A 23,028-nucleotide genomic window follows, 5' to 3' on the forward strand; every position below is an offset into this window, starting at 1 on the left:
TTTAATTCTATTCCTTATTGTAACAAAAAAGCCGCTAGTTTTCCTAGCGACTTTTGATTTAGTAGATTATTTTCTTGGTCGATTTTTCCCAAGGATAAATATTGGCTCAAGCTCACCAGCTTCATATAAAAATGAAAGTGCTGTAATCGGTACACGTCCACTTGCAAAAAAGCTCATGGTCATCTGTGCAAGAATGTCATATCCCGTTTCATTTTGAATATCCACTATAATCAGAACATCCTGATGTGGTACGGCTACTGCCATCGTACCTTTTATTTGCTGACTCATTTTTTGTAAAAATGCATCATTCAAAATACGGCTTGCATCATACCCATCATTTTTATTGATAAAATAGAAGGTATTTCCTGCAACCTCATCCGTTTTATACGAAACATCCAGTGAACGAAGATTGAATCTTGCAATTTCACGAATCCGTTCAACCTTCCAATTTTCTTTTTCAAGTAGTCCCTGATCAATTAAACGATATGTTTTTCCTAAATCCAGTGCATAATAAATTCTTGTTTCTGCAGTATGATCATCATACACTAAATCTTCCCCATCATTTGATTGAGTTGGAAACGAGGTGGAGCGAATGACAGGAAAAATATTTTTTTCTTTTCCTTCAAGCTCAAGCTCAGTATTCATAACCATTAAGGATTCTTCAATATAATAAATAACCTCATCAAGACTTGCTTGGCCTTCTTCTTGGTATTTTGCTACAATCCCAGGAAGGGTAATAGTTGTTCCTCTTTTCGTTTCCTTATCCTCGATGCGTAATGTATCCTTTTTAGGATCGAAAGAAAATTGCCAGTTATGCTGTGCAAGTTTATCTTGAATGATTTTCTTTAATTTTTTCGAGTCCATTTTCCTTCTATTGTTTGAGTCCATAGAAACATTCTCCTCTCTCTTCTATTTTCTTAAGAGAGCTCATTAATGAATTGTTCAATTTCTTCCTTCGTTTTACGGTCTTTACTTACAAATCGGCCCATTTCTTTTCCATTCTCATACGCCACAAAGCTAGGAATACCAAACACATTTAAGGTTGCACACAAATCAATAAATTCATCACGATCTACATAGTAAAATGTATAATCAGGGAATGAACTTTCAATTTCAGGTAAGAATGGGTCGATAAAACGGCAATCTGGACACCAATCTGCTGAGAACATTAGAATGGTTTTTCCGTTTTGGATAATCTCTTGATATTGATCTATATTTTCAAGTTTCTTCATGTATATAACCTCCAAATTCCATATGCACTTATTATCATATATTCTTTGTCTAAAAACAAATAAAAGCCCCTACCAAGTAGTGGGGCTTTAGCGCACGTTTAATACTGAACGGATGAAACAATTTTCATCATCTCTGAAGCACTTTCCGAGATCTCACTTACCTTCACTTCTGTTGTCATTTTTATACCGCCTATGCCAACAGTTACAATGTAAAGCTTGTCCTCGATTTTGTATGCTTTTACATATCCATATCGTTCTTTGTCTTTAAAGGTTTGATCGACCATAAATTTCTCTGCGTCGATTTCCTTATACAGAGCATCGCTGGTTCGTTCTTCATTTGGATTTACAAATAAAATAAAGGTTTGATTTCCTTTTTGAAGGATTACGTTATTTTCATCCTTCTTTTCTATTTTCATAGTAGCAGGTAGATAAAAGGATACATCCCCATTCTCACTATTTGTTTTTTCAGGTTGGGCGTTAAATGCCGTTTCGACAGTTGAAATTGTTTCCTTTGATTCATCTTCAACTGACGCACAACCTGCCAAAAGTCCTACTAATAATAATAAGGTTAGAAAAAGGACCTTTCCTCGTTTCAATTTTCTCTCACCCCTTAAACAGGTAGACTTACCTCTATTTCTCTATTTTCTATAATAAACCTATTATTTTCTAGGTTGCAAGACTAATCTTATAATTTTAATCAATATGTAATAAGTACCATTTTTAATGAAAGGACTTTTAGTTATTTTTCCTGTATGTATATTGGCCGACTAGGAGTTTGACGACATGGGTAAACATATCTTTTCGATTAACATAGTGATTGGTAAAAATACCAATTGCACCTTCATGACTGCGAATGTCTTTTTGTTTTGTGAATTCCGCCATGACGTCTCCCAGCTCAATGCCTTTTTTTAATTCCTCTGCAATCTCATCAGGCAGAAGAATTCTAGCTCCACCAGCAATGATTGGTTCATTGTTCTTGTCAGTGATTGCACCCCAATTACATAAAAATAACCCAAATTCGGAGTCGACAACGCCACCCTCAAGTCCAATCCCAAGGCCGGTACCTTCTTTTTCTAGAGCAGATTTTGCACGATTGATTGCCCCCCGAATGGTTTCTTCATCTGAAAAAGGCTGGGCAGATACACCTGAGGGTACGGAAGTAGGGAAGAAGTTTGCTTCAACACCAGCAAATCCATTTATAATTGCATCTACTTTTGCAGGATTTTTCGTACCTATTGCAACTTGTAACATCAAAAAACACCTCATTTCCATAATGAATGCTCGGCAAATGCCGAGCACGTTTACATATTATTACCCATTTTGACGAATGGAATCAATAGTTGTACGGTCTGATGACTTTACTAGATTAACAAGTAATTCTTTTGCAGCTGCATAATCATCAACATGAATAATTGAAGCATGTGTATGAATATAACGTGAACAAATACCTATAACGGCCGATGGCACACCTTCATTTGCAAGATGAACTTGGCCAGCATCTGTTCCACCTTGAGAAATAAAGTACTGATACTTAATGTTATTTGATTCAGCAGTATCCAAAACAAATTCACGCATTCCACGATGTGTAATCATGGACCGATCAAAAATACGAAGCAAAGCACCGTGTCCAAGTTTACCAAAGGCATTTTTATCTCCTGACATATCATTAGCTGGGCTTGCATCAAGTGCAAAGAAAATATCAGGTTTGATCATAGTTGCAGAAGTCCGTGCTCCTCTTAAACCGACTTCCTCTTGTACAGTTGCTCCAGAGTAAAGTGTATTTGGAAGGTCTACGCCTTGTAATTCCTTCAATAACTCAATGGAAAGTCCACAGCCATAACGGTTATCCCATGCCTTAGCTAAAACTTTCTTTTCATTTGCCATAGGTGTAAATGGACAAATCGGTACAACTTGCTGACCAGGCTTAATTCCAATACGAATCGCATCTTCACGATCGTCAGCACCAATATCAATGAGCATATTCTTAATATCCATTGGTTTATTGCGTTGACTTTCTTCTAGAAGATGTGGTGGGATTGAACCGATTACCCCAATAACAGGACCATTGTCTGTAATAATTTGAACTCTTTGTGCTAAAAGCACTTGGCTCCACCAACCACCAAGTGTTTGGAAACGAAGCATCCCATTTTCAGTGATGGCAGTAATCATGAATCCAACTTCGTCCATGTGGCCTGCAACCATGACTGTTGGAGCATTAGCATCACTTCGACGTACTCCAAAAATACTACCTAAGCCATCTTGTACAACCTCATCTGAGTATTTTTCTAGCTGAGAGCGCATAAACTTTCTTACCTGGTGTTCATTTCCTGAAGCTCCGGGAAGCTCTGTTAACGTTTTAAATAGCTCTAGTGTATCCTGTTTCACTGTTATTCTCCTTCCGGTTTTAAAAACGTGGCGTTTTTATGTTTGATTCTATTTATGTACATTATTTAGTATATCGAAATTGTTTTTTTGTTACCATAGGGAACATAGCGATTTTTATAAAATCTAGTTATACTTATGGTAAGAATTAAGTTCGTTTAGGAGGGAAAAAATGAGCTGGAATAAATTTCTACTTGGCTTTGGTGTCGGTTTTGTTAGTGCTCTTCTGCTAAAAGAAGCACTAAGTGACTCCTTGATTCCAGGTGACAAAGCATTAAAAATCGCAAAAGAAGCTTTCAAAAAAAATGGTCCCATTGATGGGTCCTGGATTCAAATGAATCCTGAAGATTTCTCAAAGTCAGGAATTCAGTATCAAGTGTATAAAGGTGGCATTTCCCGTAAATTAAATCAAGAAAGCCACCAATATGAATTCGTGATGGATGCAAAAACAGGTTCTATTTTAGAGGTGAACCCTCTATAAAACAGATTAGCTTATAAGAAGACCTTATAAGCTTTTTTATTATTTACGGACTCTTTTCAAAGAATCAATTATTTCTCCCGATTGATTCCATTTGATTGCTCGATAATAAGCATCGTGGTAAAAAACATACCATGCCTCTGTTTCAAGACCTTTTTCCATCCATTTTTGTTTTTGCTCAATTGATTTCATTGGGTAATCATCATATGCCAACACCCATAATACATTTTGGTGTGCATGAGTTGGCATAATATCAGCCATATGAATCGCCACTTCCTCTTGGCTTTCAAATAAGATGATGGAATGACCATCACTATGCCCACCTGTATGTACCATTGTAATTCCATCAACAACCTCTAGCTGCCCTGAGAATGTCTTTACTTGGTGTTGAATTGCTTCCCAATTTTCCTTCCAGTACGTCGCTTTTGAACGGATATTTGGATTTCGCATTTCTTCCCACTCCACATTAGAAGCATAAATGATAGCGTTCTCAAAAGTCGGAACTAATTTACCATTATCCCATTTTGTAAGGCCGCATGCATGATCAAAGTGAAGATGAGTCATTAGGACAAGATCAATATTGCTTGTTGATAGCCCAAGTTCTGCCAATGATTGATCAATGGAAGACTCCTCAAGCACTCCAAAATTCCGCTTTTGTTTATCCGATAGCTTCCCATTACCAATCCCAGATTCAATCAAAATATTTTTTGTACCAACTTTGACAAGAATTGGATCGGTTCGAAGCTCTATTTGATTTTTATCATTATGTGGATATTTTCTGGACCATAGTGGTTTTGGGACAACACCAAACATAGCTCCACCGTCTAAATTTGTTACTCCGCCATTAAGCCAAGTAAGTGTAATATCACCTATTGTTAGCTGCTCCATTCTTTTCCTCACCCCTCTTGGTATGCTGCCTTCATTTTATCATTATTAAGAATATTATAAAATAAAAAACCCATAAACCGAATGGTTCATGGGATAAGTTATGGTTATTTATTCTGATATCGAACTTCCGAACGATAGATGGGATGCCCCATCTCGGAAAACTTTTCTTCATACTCCGTCATGATATTTCCTTCAAAATCAGATTTATGTAAATCAAGGCTTACAAATGTCAAAAGAAGTCCATATTCCGAAAAACTCCTAAGCGAGTATTCAAATAACCCTCGATTATCCGTTTTAAAATGGATTTCTCCCTCATCAACTAGAATGTCCTCATACATTTTTAAAAATGATTTGTAGGTTAGGCGACGCTTTTCATGACGGGTCTTTGGCCAAGGGTCACTAAAGTTAAGATATACCCTGTCAATTTCACCTTTTTCAAAAAAGTCCCTAAGGTTTGCTGCATTTTGATTCAACAATTTGATATTCGGAATTTCTGCTTCAATTACACGATCTAACGCAGAAACGATCACACTTTCATATAATTCAATCCCAATATAGTTGATATCAGGATGAGCTTTTGCCATTTCTGTCACAAATCTACCTTTTCCAGTACCTACTTCTATATGAATCGGATTATTGTTTCCAAAAATTTGATTCCAGCTTCCTTTATGTTCAACTGGATTATCGATTACGTACTGTGGGTATGATGCTAATTTTTCCTTCGCCCACGGTTTATTGCGTAAACGCATGATTGCCACCTCATTTAAATACGTGTTCAAAAAGGAGGATAAAAAGGACCACGCCGGCTAAAAACGCCACGTCCTGTGGCGTCGCCGGCACTAGCACATCCTGTGCGTCGAAAGTTCGAGGCGGTGCAGCTTTGAGTACCGGAGCGTATGAAAATAATACGTGAGGAACGGAAAAGCAAGCCAACGAGCTTCCACAGGATGTGGTGACTTCGACGTTCGACACAGGACGTGTCGGCAGTTAGTCGAAGTTCCAATATAGATGTGTCATTTTTACCGGACTTTTTGAACATCCACTTTAGTTGTATCGCACAAAAGAATAACATGTCCAAAGAATTCGTGCAAGCTTACTTTGTCGTTAAAAAACTCAAACCCATGCATTGTGAGTTTGAGTTTACATCGTATAAAAAAGGTCATTTCATGGAAATGTAGTATATAGACAACATCAAAAAGGAAGTGTTTTTAATGCCTCTAGATTATACACATCAAATGGATATTTTAAAGGATATCCTATCTAATCATCAAATGGATTGCTGTGGTACAGTTGCTGAGTGTGAGCAATTAGGCCGATTAATTCAATCACTCATTGCAAACCCGAACATTGACCAGAGCGTAAAACAGGTATTAACCGATGTCTATTCTTATAGTCAACAAGGACAATATACCCAACATCTTGATAACCATATCGAATCGCATCAAAACCAAATCAGCCAGTGGATATCTGATATTGACCAATACTCATAACAACTTCTCTAAATATTGCAGCCAATGAAGAACTTCTTTTTCCTTATTTTTCAACTGATACCAGCCTAAGAGATGTAGGGATTGTGCAACGACATACCATTTCATACGGAGAAGTAAATGATCCGTTAGTTCCATTCCGTAAAGACTGATCCATTTTGGCCAGTCTTCTTTTTTTATATACCAATGTAAAAGCATACCAATATCAACTGCTGGGTCAGCAATCATTGCGCCATCCCAATCAATTAAATAAAGTTCATCATCATCTGATAATAACCAATTATTATGATTGACATCTGAATGGCAAACGACGATTTGGTCTGTCTTAACATTATCTTTTTCTTTCTCTAAGAACTCGATGGCTTTGTTCACAATATTCATTTTTCGTAAATCAGGATGTAATTTGCGTACAACATCTTGCAAGACATCCTTTGCTTCTATAGGCTTCTTCCCTATACGTCTTAGCATATCTAAAAGCTCATTCGACTGGTGAATTTTTTTGAGCAACCCTGCTACATTTTCACCATACATATCGACTGGTTTTAGTTCTCTCCCACTAAGCCATTGTTGTGCAGTCACAACATCGCCATTTTCTAGACGCTTTGTCCAAATTAGCTTTGGAACAATTCCCTCTGCTGAAAGGACGGCCAGAAATGGGGACGAATTTCTTTTTAGAAATATTTTTTTATCATTCAATTGGGCAAAATACGCGTCTCCCGTTGAACCACCCGCTGGGGAGAATTCCCACTCGTTGCCTAATACGTATGTAAGCCAGTTTATCTCCAATTTCAACACAACATTTCCTAAAAAATCTTAAAAAAAAATGACAGCTATTGACGATCTATATAACAATAGCTATCTTACTAAATTTTAGCGTTCAATTACAATTAAAGTCAAGAAAAAGTAACGTTTCTGTTATAAATAATAGGAAATATAACACTAGTAAATGATACCAATTAGGATCATTTTACCATAAAGGAAAGTTTCCTATGTTGGACTTCCACCTGTATAGGAGTTTGTCCAATTAATTCACCATCTGCATGCACTAGTATTTTCTCATCTGATTCTACCTTAATGTTTGCTCCTTTATGTTGAGCAATTTCTTCAAACTTTGTATGTGCGCCAAAAAACACAGTTACAAAGACAAATAACAGCTTTACTCTTGAAAGATTATGAACAACTGTTATATCAAAAAAACCATCCTTTGGATTTGCCTTTGGGGCAATTTTCATACCCCCTCCATAAAATGGTTGGTTTGATACTGTTACAAACCAAACATTCTCATATTGATAGTCTTTGCCATCAATGTGTAACGAGACATTTGTAAGGCGATAGGTAAAAAGAAGGCGTATTAGAGCGCCAACATAGGCTATAGACCCCATATGTATTTTGTTTAAGTACTTTTTCATTTTCGATTCATTTGTTAGCTTTGAAACGGCTGCATCAAAGCCTGTACCTAAGCTACTTACAAAATAAGAGCTATTCGATTTACCTCGGATCTTACATTTTCCAATGTCAAACCATTTTCCCTTACTTGCCTTATTCCGAACGATGAAGGTCAGTGCGTCTAATGGGGACTTTGGAACATTAAATCCTCTTGAAAAATCATTTCCAGATCCTGCAGGGATATAGCCCACTTTTATCTCAGGATAATACACCATCCCATTTACAACCTCATTAATCGTACCGTCCCCACCAACAGCAATTACAGCCTCGACCTTGTCTTCAAACATAGAACCTATTTGTCGTGCTAATTCCGCTGCATGGTTCGGGTATTTTGTAAAAAAAGATCGGTAATCGATTTTTTTCTTTTCAAGTTCTTGCTTAAGCTTGTTCCAAACCCTTAATCCCTTTCCATTACCTGCCTTTTGATTCACAATAAAAATGAATAGTTTCATAGTTTATCCTCTAGAAAATTCGACATACATGCTTTAATAGTATTTTATATCCTTAAAGAAGGCAATAGAATAAAAGCGTAAGCGCCTTGATCAGCCCCGACAAGCATAAGAAAAGCTGGCGAGAAGGATGTATTTTATCCTTCTTGTCAGATTGGCTAGACCAGAGAGGGGCTAGGCGCTGGAGCTGGACTTGGATACATTCATTAAAAGTTATACACAACGATAAATTTTATAATTTCTTAGACCATGAAAAAAGGATGCTAATGCACCCTAGTCCATTCTACGAACACAAACTGTCTGACAGTATTGCAGTAAAGCATTGCCAGCTTTTAATTGCATGTGCTTTAATGGAGAACTCATTTTTCTTAAAGAGGTAAACCACTCTTCATAATTTCTCTTTTCTACTAATTCTATGTCATAAGGAACAAGTGGAAAATCAAAGAAGCCAGTCCGATTCAAGATTACTTTTCGAATCGGTAGTTCAATACCATATAAAGAATAAATCGTGCGGACAATCCCATCCATGCGATCAAGTTCAATCATTGGCGATAACACTTTTTTATCATGGCGACCCCTTTTTTCTATCCAAAACCGTTCATTTGAGCCTAAAAACACACTGTTTTCTTCACCTTCTAGGATTGTAATTAACCAGGTTGTAGTGGGGCTGATGATAATAATCTCCACTTCAACAGGTGCATTTTTTAATTTAAAAATAGGTTTATATAGAATCAGGTTGGTGTCTGGAAACCTTTGAAGAAAATATTTTAAATTCGGATCATGGTAAAATTCCCTGTCGACATATGATTTTTCTCGAATGGTAGAGCTTGCCCACTTCAACTGAAATTCAAAAATCTGGTCCAGAAATTGTTGCTTCTGCTCATCGAGGGCATCTGTACTTTTATCTTTCGTCTTACCCCATTGTTGCTTTTTTAGGCGGATAAACTGTCCGGGATACCGGAACATATCCACCTCATATCGTGAAATATAATCTTGCAGTTTGATTAATTGTCCCAACTTTATTACACCTCATTATAAGAAAAAAGAAACCAGCATCGGCAATATAATTGACGTATAAACCGCGCTTAATATCATCGCAATCGAGCTAATTGCTCCTTCATTTGTGCCAATTTCCAATGCTCGTGATGTACCAATTCCGTGTGATGCGGTCCCAAATCCTAAACCCACTCCAACAAAGTGATCGACCTTGACCCATTTTAATAGGATTGGACCAAACATGGCACCCGAAATTCCGGCAATCATCACATAGACGGCCGCTAGTGCAGGGATTCCACCTGTTACACTAGCGATATCCATCGCAACCGGTGTCGTAACTGATTTTGGAGAAATGGAAAGTATGATTTTAGGATCGATTCCTACTATTTTTGAAAAATAAAGCCCTGTAGCAATTCCAGTAGTAGAGCCTACAAAGACACCTATTATAATGGGCATGAAAAATGCTTTTAAAGATTTTCGATTTTGATATAAAGGATAGGCCAATGCTACCACAGCAGGTCCAAGCAGTTCATCAATCCATTTTCCTCCCAACATATATGTTTCATATGGTATGGAGAAAATAAGTAAGAAGATAAGGATGACAAAAGTAGTCGTCGCAATGGGTACTAGTAATGGATGAGTTACTCGTTTATACAGCCTTGTCATCAATAAGAAAATAACAATCGTACCAATGACGGAAGCAATTGTTAAAACGATATTCATGCCCCGTAACCCTCCCCGAGATCCTTGCTTTGCTTTTTCCTAGTCGCAATTTTTTCACCAACTACACTGGAGATCAGCATAACAAGAAATGTACTCAATAATACAATGACTACCGTGATAATGCCCTTACCATTAAAAAAGGATAAGTAATCCATGATCCCAACGGTTGCCGGTACAAAGAGAAGGGCTAAATAGGTGAGCAAAAATTGTGCTCCATCCCCTAACCATTTTTCTTTGACGATTTTTGTATGCAACAATAAAAACAACAAAATCATGCCAATAATACTTCCCGGTATGGCTGTATGTAAAAGCCCTTGAATCAAGGTCCCTAGCCAATAAACCAGATACAAAATCGCAATCTGAATAAAAATCTTAACAAATCTCATCGAAAGTTCCCCTTTTATTTCAATGAAAAGATAGATAACGGCTGATACTTTGGAGAGCGGTTCAAATGGGTTTGGTATAACACAAAATGCTCCGCCTCAAAGATTGATTTTTCTTCCTTAGGTTGTACGATACCCTTCAGTTGTGTGGGCAAAAATAGATTTTCCGATTTCCATCTTCGTGCCATTGTAATATGCGGAGTAAATGATCGCTTATCAAGGGAAAAGCCCAAATCTGTACACGCTCCATACACATCTTGCCTTAGTGCACGTAATTTCTCGCTCTCCTCTACTCCTGCCCATAGGATTCGGGGAGAATCTGACTTTCCAAAGGTGCCCAATTCATTTATTTGAAGCGTAAAACGTTCATGTTTCTTTGCGATTTCGGGCATTTGCTTTTTAATGTCAGTAAGTTGTTTAAATGAAGCCTGCCCTCCCAAAAAAGCAAGCGTAATATGTAAATCCTCAGGATGAACCCAAGACTTGAACTTTAGCCTAGGTTCCAGCATTTCTCGCCATTTGTGTAATAACTCTTTTGTCTCGGCTGGGAGTGCGAGTGCAAGAAAATAATGGGTTTGCTGCTCCATATAAAAGCCCCTTTTTAACAGTATTTATTGTATCATTTTAGCAAACTTACGGGTAAAGGGAAACTTAAGGTGAGGGATTAGATTTCGTTGAAGAAATAAACTCGGTGACGTCTAGTGCCAGTGTGTTTTAATTGAAGAGAGTACAAAATATTTCTAGCTGCCGTTGGAGATGAGAGATTTAAGAAGTCTCTTAGTTGGCTGTTTGTAATTGTGTTGCTAATGATTAATTGATAGTCAATTATTGATTGGAGATAAGCTTTATTTGAGGAGTGTTGACAGTATTTGCAATGCCATTGCCTTTCAGTTCTATACATAGGGAGTTTGCCACACTTCGGACAAGCTACCCCTTTAATTATATCCTTTATATCTATCCCAAATTGTTTAAAAATATTTCCATCAAATGGAGTATGTTTTTTCAAAAGTGATTTTGACAATTTTTGAAGTTGTTTTTTATCGTAAATTATTTTTCTATGTCTCTTTTCAAATGGTTCTATTCTTGAAAGAAAACTGGTACTTTTAATGACCTTGTAAATTTGATTGTAACCTTCACTTGCAGAAATAATAGAACATGGATTTGTAAAAACAACTAAACTTTCGCTTAGGATTGGGGGGAATTTTAATTGTTGTAACAAACGCCTAAACTGCAACTGGTGTCTATTTATTTGTGCAATTGGGCAGGAGTATGCTTTTTTTCTATCGTCAATTGTTTGAATCAATTGTTCAAACATCCCGTCAAAATAAAGCTCTCCACGATAATTTTTAGCATCAATGATTAAGATATACGTGGGACCCATTAGAAGGATGTCTATTTCAAAGAAATGCTCACCGGAGATATCTGGAAGACGTAAATTATGGAGAGTTAGATAGTCTTTCTCTTTTAAAAAGCTTAAATAATACTTTAAGGATTGCTCGCCTCGGTATCCTGACATTCTTTTTCTGAATTCCTCACGAATTTCTGCATATTTGGGATGAAATTCATCGACTCTTCTTAGAAGCGCCTCCATTTTTCGTAATCTAAGTGGCATTTCTAATTCTTTTTTGATCATTTAACAAACTCCTTTATTATCGATATCTCTTTTTTCTACATAAACAGCTAAACTCCTTTAAATTTCACACGAAGTTTTCTATAAAAATTAGGCATGAAAATTTCTATCGGCTTTATTTGAGTTCTATCGATTTTATTTGATTCTATCGATTTTATTTCGGTTCTATCGATTTTATTTGATTCTATCGATTTTAGCAAAAATAAAATACAAAAGCCCGCCATCCATGGCGGGCCACTAACTTCCTCAATTATTTTGCCAGTTCATATATGGCCTGTGCATAGATAGCGGTAGCTTTTAGTAAGTCTTCTACTAAAATAAACTCGTCCTTTTGGTGGGCAACATCAGGTCGTCCTGGGAACAATGGTCCAAACGCAACGCCTGCTTCTAAAGATCTTGCATAGGTACCTCCACCAATTGAAACTAATGTCGCTTCTTCGCCTGTCTGTTCTTCATACACTTTTTGAAGGGTTTGAATTAATGGATGATTTTTATCGACATGATGAGGTGAAGAATTGCTGTAATTTACAAGTTCGAACCCAATCTTCTCACATACCTCTTCAATTTTCTTTTTCGTACCATCCATATCATTGGTTACTGGATAACGCAGATTTAAACCAAGGCTTCCACCATCTGCTTTCGTGTAAGCAAGCTTTCCGACATTGATGGTTAAATCACCTGTGATGTCGTCACTATAAGCAACACCTAAATTTCTTCCCCTGGAATCTCCTACAAAATACTCAGTCACCATACTTAAATACTGCTTTGCTTGTTCATCTAATGAATACCCTTGTAAAAAGGATACTAAATATAAACCAGCGTTTTTCCCATGGTCGGGCTCCATTCCGTGTGCGGACACACCTTCTAATTCAAAAACAACGGTGTCCTCATCACAAAGGCCTCGTCCCATTAATGAGTTTTTGTCTAAAAACGCCTGAAATTCATTCACCATTTCCTGCAAATTGCCTTTCCCTTCAAGCTTCGCTTCGGCAAAATCCGGAACCATGTTATAACGACGACCTGAGTTGAATGACGCCAATTGAAGCTCAGCAACTGAAGATGACTGAGATTTTTGAACAAGGTCAAAATCTGCAATTCCTTTTTCTGCATAAATGATTGGGAAATCTGCATCGGGTGCAAAGCCCATTGTCGGCATTTCTTCGTGTTTGAAATAATGCTCAACACAACGCCAATCACTTTCTTCGTCTGTTCCAATTATCATTCGTACACGCTTTGAGAGCGGAAGATTTAATTCCTTAATGATTTTCATCGCGTAATACGCAGCCATTGTTGGTCCTTTATCGTCTAATGAACCTCTGGCAATCATTTTTCCATCATGAATTTCTGCGCCATATGGATCACTGGACCAGCCATCTCCTTCTGGCACAACATCAATATGGCATAAAATCCCGATTAATTCCTCTCCAGAGCCCATTTCGAGATGGCCAGCATATCCATCAAGGTTTTTCGAGGTAAAACCATCCTCGCTACCTTTTTCCAATAGATAATGAAGTGCCTCATCAATCCCAGCCCCAAATGGTGCAGTCGGGGTTCCATTCTCCTCATCAAGGACACTTTTTATTTTCAAGAAATCCTGGGTATCTTTAATAAGTTGATCTTTACGTTTCTCTACTTCTTCATGCCAGTTAATCTGTTCCATCTGAATTCTCCTTACAAAATGATCAAAATAAAAATCAAATACACCATAGCGTATTTACGCTCGATTTTCGAGCAAACTCGAAAAATTCCCTTTGAAAAACCGTAGCATCCGCCGGAAGCTTTAATTTTATTCAGCCCAGGGAACCATCATAATAACGGTTTACTTTTAATACATTCACCCACCACTATAGAAGTATCCTACTTAAGCTGATTAAAATTAATATCAGTCCTACAATTAATATTACAGGAAGCGAAATGAAATTCACAATATAGTGTTCCGCCTGAATACGAATAATATCATCTTTTCTTACGTTGACGATAAAATGATTGGCCATAATTCGATTTACTACAATCTTAACCCACATTCTAAGAATGATAATAAATCCAAAAAAGATTAAACATTTGATCCAGATCGGTGGAATGATTAACAAGGCCACTGTTGTAATACTTGTGATTTGAAGACATTGAAACAAATAAGACCTGTTCCGAAAAAATACTTTTATACATAATTCTCGCAAGCTTTTCCTGCGATTTCGGTTTTTAAAAATTCGTTTTGAGTTTCGATAAAACAGTGGGCTCCGTTTCTTTTGACTCGGTACTTTTTCGACGTATTCCGAAAAAAGAAAAATACTTTTTACATATACGAGCTTTGCTTGCTTCTCTATGTCAACATCGTTGGAAAAGGTTGTAAGCCTATTTATCCTTCTAGAGGAATTCCATATAAATAAAAACCATTGAATACCACTGATGATAAATAAAAATAGGATAGACGTATCAAGGGTCCACATGACTAGTGTTGTAGTAAAAATCCCACATGCAAGGAAAATCAAAATCGTATAAAGACTCTTTTTCCATGTTGAAACAATACCATCTAAGTACTGTTTCCATCCAAGAATGAGTGCCTTTAAGCTAATAAAATAAATTGCAAATACAAAAATCTCACCCAAGGATAGGGTGTAATGATTGAATAAAAATGGAGCCAAAACAGCAATTAAAACTAGGATGCCAATACTATGTCCAATCACATATAGATTTCTTGTCCACTTTTTCAAAGTGATCACAAGGGAACGTTTTTGTAATAAAAATAATTGGTCCGCTTCCTCCAAAAATGTCCGAATACGTCCTTGCCAGCAATACAAATAAAGCAAACTAATAATAAATGAAAGTGGGATACCCTTTATCCAACTTGGAATGTCTGCCCACCATGTATAATAATAATAACCGCCAATCACAATGACTGGAATGAATAAATATAGAAAAATTGTCCAGTCTACAACACTTCTAAATACGCCCCATTGATACGCTATTTCCGTACGAAGTCGGGTTAAAAAAAGGCTTTTATTCATCGGACGACTCACCTTGCACAATTTGGTTAAAACACCGGAGAAGCGAGCCATCATGTAAATTAGCACTTTCACGGATATTATCAAGCTTTCCCTGAGCCTTCAGTCTACCACCCGCCACCAATAGGAAACGATCACACACTTTTTCAGCAGTATCTAGGACATGTGTACTCATCAAAATCCCAGCACCACGTTGTTTTTCCAAATCAATAAGTGTTAAAAAATCCTGCATTGCCATCGGATCTAATCCAACAAATGGTTCATCAATAATATAAATATCTGGTTTTATGAGAAATGCAGTAATAAGCATAACCTTTTGCTGCATTCCTTTTGAAAATGTACTTGGAAGCTTATGAATCACTTTTTCCATATGAAAGAGTTTAACTAACCTCATTGCCCGCTCATTAAAGTCAGCATCATCAATCTCCATTACACCCGCTGCCAAATCAAGATGCTCCCATAATGTCAATTCATCATAAAAAACCGGTCTCTCCGGGATATACGAATATGTATGATTATTGATAAAATCAATTTTCCCATTGGAATTTTCTAATAATCCAAGAATCGTTTTTATTGTTGTACTTTTTCCAGCACCATTGGGTCCTATGAGCCCAACAATCTCACCTCGGTTGATTGAAAAAGAAAGATTTTCTACAATATTACTATTTTCTTCATAGCCAGAATTCTGTATTGAGACTTCCAATAAAGTCCGTTCCATTAGCAATCCCTCCGCTACTACATACGAAAATCCAACAGAAAAGTTCCCCATTTTAGCCAAGGTTTACCAAACTGTAATAAAAATGTAAAAAACAGAATAGTAGAAATAATTTATGATTATAATAGAACTAAATGAAGATTTTTGACAATTTATGTAGAAAGAGTCATACTATTCAGATACAACTATATATATATAGCAAACGCACCTGTAAAGAAATGAGGTGATATGGGACATATATATAAGATTGGGTTATTAAAATAAGAAAAACTGTTGCGAATCGTTATTTTGAGAAAATTAGTTTAAGAGTACGACTGAGGCATGTATATCATGTACAAAAATGATAAGGAGTGGTTTTTTGAAACCTTCAACAAACCGTATGTTAACTCGTATCAAATCAGTCTACATGTTTATTAACGAAAAAGGGACTGTAACAACTCAGGAGCTTGTGGATGAATTTGGAACTACTTCACGTACCATTCAGCGCGATTTGAATGTGTTAGCATATAATGATTTGGTTCAAAGCCCTAGCCGTGGAAAATGGACAATCACAAAGAAGAAAGTCAAAATATCTTAGCAACAAACATAAGGGGCATATGAAGAAGGTAGCAAATAACTTCACACTAGAAGGCCTTTTCATACAGATACATATGGAGAAACTAGATTCTAATAAAAAAGGGGCTGTCACTAAGACAGCCCTTGTTACTTTTTCGTATACGTTTTTAATAATGTAACCTCTTCATCCGTGAGCTCTCGGTATTCACCAAGCTCAAGTGTTTCATCTAGTGGTAATGGCCCCATCTTCATTCTTTTCAAATAAACGACTCGTTTTCCTACTGCTTCAAACATTCGTTTTACCTGATGGAATTTTCCTTCCTCGATTACAACTTCGATCTCAGAACGTAATCCACTGCTAATAATCGTCAGAACAGCTGGCATCGTTTCATATCCATCATCAAGGATAACTCCGTTTCGGAAAGCCTCCACATCCTCTACTGTTACCTCTCCCTCAATGATGGCTACATACGTTTTGGGAACATGTTTTTTGGGGGAAAGCAATTGATGTGCAAGCTGACCATCATTCGTTAAAAGTAATAACCCTTCCGTATCTTTGTCCAACCGCCCCACTGGAAAAGGCTTATAGACTGCATCTTCCATTTCTAACAAATCTAAGACTGTATCATGAAGATGATCCTCTGTTGCGGAAATGACACCTTGAGGCTTATTTAACATTAAATAGATAAATTCTTTGTATTCAATCACTTCTCCATGAACGGTGACTAGATCTGCTTCGACTTTTACATGCTTACTAGAATCTTTAACCGGTATGCCATTTATTTGAACGGCTCCTGATTTTAATAAGCTCTTTACCTCTTTTCTACTTCCAAAACCTCGATTTGCAAGTAATTTATCAATTCGCAATGCAATAACCTCCTTTACCTGTGCGAATACCTATCTAACTAAGAATAGGCGTTTTATTCATTACACAAAAGCCCTATTAACATACACTATTACTGTACTTTTAAAAAGAAAAAGGAGCGAAACCACAATGTATTATTATGACTATGATTATCGTCAACAACCTCAGGGTTTCTTCCCAGGCAGTCCTGGATTCCCTGGATTCCCTGGAGGAGGCGGAGGCGTCGGCGGAAACGTAAACCTTCGTCTCGACCGGATTGAGCGCCAAATGCAAAGACTAGAAAATCAGATTGTTCGTTTAGACCGCCGTGTAAACCGAATAGAGCGCCGTCTTGGCTTTGGTACTTTCCAAGGCTAACTCATAAAGAGAACCTTCTAACACCCGGGAAAACCTAATCTCACACAAACTGTAGTATTAGAATCTTAAAAAAGGCTGTCACTTACTGCACAGCCTTTTTCCTATTTCTTGATAAAAATGATAATCGATTGCCAATTAGAACCTCCAATAGGCGTGAACGATATGCTAAATATAGATACGCAACAGCGCCAACTGCAACCCCTACTAATAAAACAAAGACCGACTGTAATCTGCCATTTTCATATCCGACAATAAATGATAGTAGCCACTCAATCAACATTATCGTCAAAGCCATCACTGTCGCAAAAATAGCCATTAAAAGCGTTCTCCTTGCAAACAATGAATAACTATACCCAGCATGTCTTGAAATCATCCAGAAGCAATACGCAATTGCTACCGTGTAACCTAAAGCTGTTGCTAGTATCGAACCTATCTCGCCAAACCAGGTAATAAACAAACTATTGAAACTGATTTTTAGAATAAGCCCCATGAACAGACTAACAACTGCAAATTTTTGCTTATTTATTCCTTGTAAAATAGCAGCTGAAATCGAATAAAATGAAAATAGAATCGCAACAGGTGCATACCATCTTAAAATTCTGCCACCAGCCACATTCATTTCAAATAACGCATTGAAGGTAGGGTACGCTAATACGGATAAACCAACAACTGCCGGTAAAACCAACAGTACACAAATTTGAAATGTCTTATCAATTTGGCTTCTAAGTAGTTTAAAATCACCTGATGTAAATGAATTTGTAATCGTTGGAACAAGTGTCAAACTAAACGCCGTTGCCAAAGAAACGGGAATCATGACTAATTTTGGAACCATAAATGTGACATATGAGAATAATCCCTCTGATACATCTTTATCAAAACCGTTTTCGATCATTGTCCTGTTAAAGGTGAGTTGGTCAACATATTGATAAAGAGGAATTGAAAGTCCCACAAGGACAAAAGGTCCTGCGTAAGAGAAAAGCTCCTTAAACATTTCTTTTGTTGTCATATCCGTTTGTGGTCTACTTTTTGCAAGCATTTCATCTAAATATGGTTTTCGCTTAAACCAATACCAGATGAGGACTGCCAAACCTCCCAATGCTCCAATAAACGCACCAAATGTAGCTAATCCAACTGCGAATACCCTTTCACCAGCCATTACCTGCATCACGATAAAGGTTGCTGACAGGACGAAAAGAATTCGGACAATTTGTTCCACCACCTGTGAAACAGCCGTTGGTCCCATTGATTGATGTCCCTGGAAAAAACCTCTTTGAATACTCATAATCGGAACGACAAGTAGAGCAAAACTGACCATTCGAATCACATACGTAACATCTTCAACTGTATTTTTTGCATCTTCTCCACCAAGAACAATGGGTGCAAGAATGGGTGCAAGTAAATTTAAGATTGTAAAGCCTAATATACCGGTAAGTCCCATTACGATAAGTCCGGATTTATACATCCTCATTCCAGTATGATAATCGCCAAGGGAATTATATTTCGAAACAAATTTAGAAACAGCAGCTGGAATTCCAGCAGTTGATATAAATAAAAAGATGGTATATTGAGCATACCCATAGGAATAAAGAGCAGAACCAATATCTCCAACTAAATAAACGAATGGAAAAACATAAATCATTCCAAGTACTCGAGAAATATATGTAGCAAGGGTTAAGACAAACGTCCCACGCAGTAATTTTGAATTTGAATCTGCCATATTAAATCCCCAATCTCTATTTTTGAAGACTAACTAATCAAGTTTATCATATTTATAAAAATTAATAACCTATATTTATTTGTCAGTTTCATGACATAATGGATTCTTTCGCTTTTTTATGTATAGTTTAGACTTATTGAATTTGAAATTCAACGTTATTCTATACCCTGTTCCCATGATATGATGTAGATAAGAAAATATGGGAGTGTGGAAAGCCATGAATCATATTATCTTGTTTGATGGAGTTTGTCATTTTTGCAATAGCAGTGTGCAATTTATCCTGAAAAAAGATTCGAAACAAATGTACCATTTTGCGTCCCTGCAAAGTGAAGCAGGAAAGTCATTATTGAAAAAACATGGCATTCCTGAGGATATTAATAGTATCGTATTAATTGAAGGCGATCAGTATTATACAAAATCAAGTGCAGCTCTTAGAGTCTGTCGTAATCTGAGTGGTGCATACCGCTTTCTGTATATTTTTAAAGTGATACCGGCCCCCATCAGGGACATATTTTATCATATAATTGCCAATAATCGTTATAAATGGTTTGGAAAACAGGAAAGCTGTATGCTTCCTTCTCCAGACGTTCGGAAGCGATTTTTAGATTAAGGAGTGTTTACATTTGCAGTATGATGTTGTTGTAATTGGAGGAGGACCTTCTGGCTTAATGGCTGCGATCGCCGCCGGTGAGCAAGGCGCGAAGGTACTTCTTTTAGATAAAGGGAATAAGCTTGGGAGAAAGCTTGCGATTTCAGGCGGGGGGCGCTGTAATGTCACAAACCGTCTTCCAATCGATGAAATCATTAAGCACATTCCAGGAAATGGTCGGTTTTTATATAGTGCATTTTCTGTTTTTAATAATGAAGATATTATAGCTTTCTTTGAAAAGTTAGGAATTCAGCTTAAAGAAGAAGACCATGGCAGAATGTTCCCAACAACCAATAAAGCGCAATCTGTTGTCGATGCATTGTTAACTAGGCTCAATTCATTAGATGTCCATATCGAAACGAACACACCTGTTGCTAGGCTTGATTATAAAGATGGACATGTTGCTGGTGTACATTTGAAAAACGGTGAATATGTAGAAGCTGGATGTATCGTTGTCGCTGTCGGTGGTAAATCGGTACCACAAACAGGTTCGACTGGAGACGGCTATGCTTGGGCAGAAGCAGCCGGTCATACGATTACAGATCTCTTCCCAACTGAAGTCCCGGTTACATCTGATGAGGAATTCATCAAAAACAAAACCTTACAAGGTTTAGCATTACGGGATGTTGCTGTGAGTGTCCTAAACCCTAAAGGAAAAACAGTTATCACCCATCAAATGGACATGCTATTCACTCACTTTGGTATTTCAGGACCGGCGGTTTTACGCTGTAGTCAGTTTGTTGTAAAAACGATGAAAAAGTTTCATGTAGACCGTGTAGTTATGAGTATTGATGCACTGCCATCATTAAATGAGGAACAAATCTTCCAACAGATTTTAAAACAATCAAAAGAGGACCCAAAGAAATCTTTAAAAAATATCTTAAAAGGCTTTTTACCAGAAAGATACCTACTATTTTTGCTTGAGAAAAATGAAATTGACCCTCTTGTTACCTTTGCAAACTTATCGCATGATCGTATTCGTGCATTTGCAAAAGATTGCAAGCAATTTCAGTTTACAGTCAACGGAACGCTGTCAATTGAAAAAGCATTTGTAACGGGTGGTGGGGTGTCAATAAAAGAGATTCATCCAAAGGAAATGGAATCAAAATTAATGAAGGGACTCTTTTTCTGTGGGGAAATCCTTGATATTCACGGATATACGGGCGGTTATAACATTACATCAGCCCTTGTGACAGGTAGATTAGCCGGTGAAAACGCAGGAAAGCATGCAACTGCCTTACGAAACTAAAATAGAGCCTAACTCCAATAGCAACTAATGGGTTAGGCTCTATATATGATCATAGCCGAAAAACAAAAAATTTGATCATCCTCTTGGTCACAGGATACCCCAACTTGGAATTTAACCTCAACAATATCATGTTCATCCACTTTTTCAAAAAAACGATTCATCTTATGTTCTAAATCCTCTTCATGTTCTTCATCAAAAACCTTAACCTTTAATGCCATAAACTCCACCTCCACTACTAGTATTGACAGAGTTTTAGATTCTTAAGCTTATAATCTAGGTTTTTTCACTCTTTTAAAGATTGCGAACCCTACAATCAATAAGATTCCGACTATGGAAAGGTACAAAACAAGATTTGATTTTCCTGGCTCCCTTAGCTCTCCTTGCAAATCCACTTTTTCAGTTGGAACCTTCCCTTTTCCAAGAATATCTAGATCCTCACCCGCTGCAGATAATAATTCCGTTCTCTCACAAAATCCTGTTTCTAATTGTTCTTTATCCCCGTACGCATATACAAGATATTCCTTGTTTAATTCAAATTCATATCCACAGCTCGCACCTGATCTTGCAGTGCTTACGATAACCTGGGAAGTATGAATACCTTTCCAACTTTCTTTAACCTCGAATAACACGTTTATTGGGTCTGCACTCGATTGGCTGTAGGAAAATTTATTTTCATCAACAAGATCAATCACTTTTCCAGAAAAAACCGCTGTTTTTCTATTTAACTCATCATTTACGGATTCCGGCCGAGCGCAATCACATGCAGATGCTTGACGAGGGAAAAGACTAATAAAAATCAGAAAAAGTAACAGCAGGACAAGCAACCCTTTTAAATATTTCAAATCGTCGACCCCCTTTTTAGGTATAGTCGAAAATGGATGTGAAAGGTTGCATAAATGATCCGAACGCATCATATTTTTTCATTTTTAACTATTAATTTTTACTATAGTCGTAGCTTATCAAACATTTGCGCTATTTCTTTTTCCTTTTTATTACAACAGTCCTGTCTTATCAAGCATTTATACTATGAGTTTTTCCTTTTTTATACAATACTCACAGCTTATCAAGCATTTATACTATGACTTTTTCCTTTTTTATACAATACTCACAGCTTATCAGGCATTTATACTATAGCCTTTTCCTTTTTTATACAATAGCCATTGCTTATCAGGCATTTGTGCTATGACCTTTTCCATTTTAGTAAAAAGTCTTGAAGATTCTTCCTTAATTAACCCTAAAATTAATGCATTTCCTTTCTCTCAAACAAGCCTGTAAATAAAAAGCAGGTTATGAAAGCTACCAACGTTACTGTAATTGCCATAACAAGACCGATAAATGCCATGAATGTATCGTGTCCAGGGAATTGTGGTTCAAGTGTTACAATCATATAGGTGAATATGAGTGTGAGTAGTAAATAAAAGCTACTACCGATAAACCCTCTTAAAATCCGCCCCTTCTTATCTCCAGTCCATGCATGTAGTAGAATAATCCAGGCTACCAAGCTTACGATGACAGCCCCAAACATAACCAATAAATGGATATAAGGAATGGTTAAAAAGCCTAATAAAAAGAGTATTAGTAAAGTGGAGCCAAATAGAATTGCATTTAACACAAATAAAAATAGACCACTAAGCCAAGGGTTTTGGAACCACTCATAGCTTGATAGTTTTTTTACTAGACCATTATTGAGACCAATACTAGTTACCAGTTTATTTCGATTTACCCCTACTAAAATCATTAACAATATACCGACCATTAAAAATAGTGTCATTCTTATCCTCCTTAATAAAAACATTTCTAGTTTGATTTTAAAGGATGATTTATT

28 protein-coding genes are annotated in these 23,028 nt (G+C 36.9%); 6 read left to right on the forward strand and 22 right to left on the reverse strand.

All coding sequences use genetic code 11. The features are described from left to right. Window positions 1-66: 66 nt before the first annotated feature. From DZB84_RS08300 to DZB84_RS08320, 5 genes are all read right to left on the reverse strand, one after another. On the reverse strand, window positions 67-864 hold the full coding sequence (locus DZB84_RS08300) for a DUF1444 domain-containing protein (protein WP_116351875.1): 798 nt from the start codon (window positions 862-864) through the stop codon (window positions 67-69). A 53-nt stretch (window positions 865-917) separates the two neighbouring features. Continuing rightward, window positions 918-1,232, reverse strand: a complete 315-nt coding sequence (locus DZB84_RS08305) for a thioredoxin family protein (protein WP_116351797.1) — start codon at window positions 1,230-1,232, stop codon at window positions 918-920. 98 nt (window positions 1,233-1,330) lie between these two features. Continuing rightward, the gene (locus tag DZB84_RS08310) at window positions 1,331-1,828 is read right to left on the reverse strand and encodes a hypothetical protein (protein WP_116351798.1); all 498 of its coding nucleotides are present in this window, start codon (window positions 1,826-1,828) and stop codon (window positions 1,331-1,333) included. A 139-nt stretch (window positions 1,829-1,967) separates the two neighbouring features. Next, complete coding sequence (locus DZB84_RS08315; RefSeq protein ID WP_116351799.1) at window positions 1,968-2,483, reverse strand: DUF84 family protein; 516 nt, start codon at window positions 2,481-2,483, stop codon at window positions 1,968-1,970. Between the two features lie 60 nt (window positions 2,484-2,543). Then, window positions 2,544-3,617: a M42 family metallopeptidase gene (locus tag DZB84_RS08320; RefSeq protein ID WP_116351800.1), complete on the reverse strand. Its 1,074-nt coding sequence runs from the start codon at window positions 3,615-3,617 to the stop codon at window positions 2,544-2,546. A gap of 169 nt (window positions 3,618-3,786) precedes the next feature. On the opposite strand from DZB84_RS08320, the gene DZB84_RS08325 reads away from it, so the two are divergent. Beyond that, entirely contained in the window at window positions 3,787-4,095 is a 309-nt protein-coding gene (locus tag DZB84_RS08325) for a PepSY domain-containing protein (RefSeq protein WP_116351801.1), read from the forward strand. 39 nt (window positions 4,096-4,134) lie between these two features. On the opposite strand, the gene DZB84_RS08330 is transcribed toward DZB84_RS08325, so the two are convergent. Then, window positions 4,135-4,980, reverse strand: coding sequence for a YtnP family quorum-quenching lactonase (locus tag DZB84_RS08330; protein ID WP_116351802.1), 846 nt, complete (start codon window positions 4,978-4,980; stop codon window positions 4,135-4,137). Between the two features lie 104 nt (window positions 4,981-5,084). Continuing rightward, window positions 5,085-5,729 (reverse strand): tRNA (guanosine(46)-N7)-methyltransferase TrmB, encoded by a 645-nt coding sequence (gene trmB / locus DZB84_RS08335; protein WP_116351803.1) that lies wholly within the window; start codon window positions 5,727-5,729, stop codon window positions 5,085-5,087. A gap of 462 nt (window positions 5,730-6,191) precedes the next feature. Here trmB and DZB84_RS08340 point away from each other — a divergent pair, with 462 nt between their 5' ends. Further along, window positions 6,192-6,470, forward strand: a complete 279-nt coding sequence (locus tag DZB84_RS08340; protein ID WP_116351804.1) for a YtzH-like family protein — start codon at window positions 6,192-6,194, stop codon at window positions 6,468-6,470. Here the strand turns inward: DZB84_RS08340 and DZB84_RS08345 are convergent. The 10 genes from DZB84_RS08345 to DZB84_RS08390 form a co-directional block, all read right to left on the reverse strand. Beyond that, window positions 6,465-7,253, reverse strand: a complete 789-nt coding sequence (locus DZB84_RS08345; RefSeq protein WP_116351876.1) for a phosphotransferase family protein — start codon at window positions 7,251-7,253, stop codon at window positions 6,465-6,467. The two genes, DZB84_RS08340 and DZB84_RS08345, sit on opposite strands and share 6 nt — an antisense overlap. Window positions 7,254-7,429: 176 nt before the next feature. Further along, entirely contained in the window at window positions 7,430-8,365 is a 936-nt protein-coding gene (locus DZB84_RS08350) for a diacylglycerol/lipid kinase family protein (protein ID WP_116351805.1), read from the reverse strand. 270 nt (window positions 8,366-8,635) lie between these two features. Then, window positions 8,636-9,379, reverse strand: a complete 744-nt coding sequence (locus DZB84_RS08355) for an NERD domain-containing protein (protein WP_116351806.1) — start codon at window positions 9,377-9,379, stop codon at window positions 8,636-8,638. A 15-nt stretch (window positions 9,380-9,394) separates the two neighbouring features. Then, window positions 9,395-10,081: an LrgB family protein gene (locus tag DZB84_RS08360; RefSeq protein WP_116351807.1), complete on the reverse strand. Its 687-nt coding sequence runs from the start codon at window positions 10,079-10,081 to the stop codon at window positions 9,395-9,397. Further along, on the reverse strand, window positions 10,078-10,467 hold the full coding sequence (locus DZB84_RS08365) for a CidA/LrgA family protein (RefSeq protein ID WP_116351808.1): 390 nt from the start codon (window positions 10,465-10,467) through the stop codon (window positions 10,078-10,080). The genes DZB84_RS08360 and DZB84_RS08365 overlap by 4 nt, the downstream gene beginning before the upstream one ends. A gap of 14 nt (window positions 10,468-10,481) precedes the next feature. Continuing rightward, window positions 10,482-11,051: an RNA 2',3'-cyclic phosphodiesterase gene (gene thpR / locus DZB84_RS08370; RefSeq protein ID WP_116351809.1), complete on the reverse strand. Its 570-nt coding sequence runs from the start codon at window positions 11,049-11,051 to the stop codon at window positions 10,482-10,484. A gap of 77 nt (window positions 11,052-11,128) precedes the next feature. Then, window positions 11,129-12,097: an NERD domain-containing protein gene (locus DZB84_RS08375; protein WP_116351810.1), complete on the reverse strand. Its 969-nt coding sequence runs from the start codon at window positions 12,095-12,097 to the stop codon at window positions 11,129-11,131. Window positions 12,098-12,344: 247 nt separating this feature from the next. After that, on the reverse strand, window positions 12,345-13,754 hold the full coding sequence (gene pepV, locus DZB84_RS08380) for a dipeptidase PepV (RefSeq protein WP_116351811.1): 1,410 nt from the start codon (window positions 13,752-13,754) through the stop codon (window positions 12,345-12,347). Between the two features lie 184 nt (window positions 13,755-13,938). Beyond that, the gene (locus DZB84_RS08385) at window positions 13,939-15,099 is read right to left on the reverse strand and encodes an ABC transporter permease (RefSeq protein ID WP_189655183.1); all 1,161 of its coding nucleotides are present in this window, start codon (window positions 15,097-15,099) and stop codon (window positions 13,939-13,941) included. Further along, the gene (locus DZB84_RS08390; protein WP_116351813.1) at window positions 15,092-15,814 is read right to left on the reverse strand and encodes an ABC transporter ATP-binding protein; all 723 of its coding nucleotides are present in this window, start codon (window positions 15,812-15,814) and stop codon (window positions 15,092-15,094) included. The genes DZB84_RS08385 and DZB84_RS08390 overlap by 8 nt, the downstream gene beginning before the upstream one ends. Window positions 15,815-16,169: 355 nt before the next feature. Here DZB84_RS08390 and DZB84_RS08395 point away from each other — a divergent pair, with 355 nt between their 5' ends. Beyond that, window positions 16,170-16,388 (forward strand): DeoR family transcriptional regulator, encoded by a 219-nt coding sequence (locus tag DZB84_RS08395; protein WP_116351814.1) that lies wholly within the window; start codon window positions 16,170-16,172, stop codon window positions 16,386-16,388. A 125-nt stretch (window positions 16,389-16,513) separates the two neighbouring features. Here DZB84_RS08395 and DZB84_RS08400 read toward each other — a convergent pair whose 3' ends face one another. Next, window positions 16,514-17,233, reverse strand: a complete 720-nt coding sequence (locus DZB84_RS08400) for a pseudouridine synthase (RefSeq protein WP_116351815.1) — start codon at window positions 17,231-17,233, stop codon at window positions 16,514-16,516. Between the two features lie 127 nt (window positions 17,234-17,360). On the opposite strand from DZB84_RS08400, the gene DZB84_RS08405 reads away from it, so the two are divergent. Then, window positions 17,361-17,588: a hypothetical protein gene (locus tag DZB84_RS08405; RefSeq protein WP_116351816.1), complete on the forward strand. Its 228-nt coding sequence runs from the start codon at window positions 17,361-17,363 to the stop codon at window positions 17,586-17,588. An 82-nt stretch (window positions 17,589-17,670) separates the two neighbouring features. On the opposite strand, the gene DZB84_RS08410 is transcribed toward DZB84_RS08405, so the two are convergent. Further along, window positions 17,671-19,305, reverse strand: a complete 1,635-nt coding sequence (locus tag DZB84_RS08410) for a putative polysaccharide biosynthesis protein (RefSeq protein ID WP_116351817.1) — start codon at window positions 19,303-19,305, stop codon at window positions 17,671-17,673. Between the two features lie 217 nt (window positions 19,306-19,522). Between DZB84_RS08410 and DZB84_RS08415 the strand changes: the two genes are divergently transcribed. Both DZB84_RS08415 and DZB84_RS08420 read left to right on the forward strand, forming a co-directional pair. Next, window positions 19,523-19,915 carry a thiol-disulfide oxidoreductase DCC family protein gene (locus DZB84_RS08415; RefSeq protein WP_116351818.1) on the forward strand — a complete coding sequence of 131 codons (393 nt, stop codon included), beginning with the start codon at window positions 19,523-19,525 and terminating at the stop codon, window positions 19,913-19,915. Window positions 19,916-19,928: 13 nt separating this feature from the next. Further along, on the forward strand, window positions 19,929-21,203 hold the full coding sequence (locus DZB84_RS08420) for a BaiN/RdsA family NAD(P)/FAD-dependent oxidoreductase (protein WP_116351819.1): 1,275 nt from the start codon (window positions 19,929-19,931) through the stop codon (window positions 21,201-21,203). Between the two features lie 32 nt (window positions 21,204-21,235). Here the strand turns inward: DZB84_RS08420 and DZB84_RS08425 are convergent, their stop codons facing one another. From DZB84_RS08425 to DZB84_RS08435, 3 genes are all read right to left on the reverse strand, one after another. Beyond that, the gene (locus tag DZB84_RS08425) at window positions 21,236-21,421 is read right to left on the reverse strand and encodes a sporulation protein Cse60 (RefSeq protein ID WP_116351820.1); all 186 of its coding nucleotides are present in this window, start codon (window positions 21,419-21,421) and stop codon (window positions 21,236-21,238) included. 48 nt (window positions 21,422-21,469) lie between these two features. Further along, window positions 21,470-22,045 (reverse strand): hypothetical protein, encoded by a 576-nt coding sequence (locus DZB84_RS08430; protein ID WP_223254397.1) that lies wholly within the window; start codon window positions 22,043-22,045, stop codon window positions 21,470-21,472. 398 nt (window positions 22,046-22,443) lie between these two features. Beyond that, on the reverse strand, window positions 22,444-22,974 hold the full coding sequence (locus DZB84_RS08435) for a hypothetical protein (RefSeq protein WP_116351822.1): 531 nt from the start codon (window positions 22,972-22,974) through the stop codon (window positions 22,444-22,446). Window positions 22,975-23,028 lie beyond the last annotated feature (54 nt).

Source organism: Bacillus sp. HNG (assembly GCF_003400205.1).
In the GTDB taxonomy this organism is placed as follows: domain Bacteria; phylum Bacillota; class Bacilli; order Bacillales; family Bacillaceae_L; genus Ferdinandcohnia.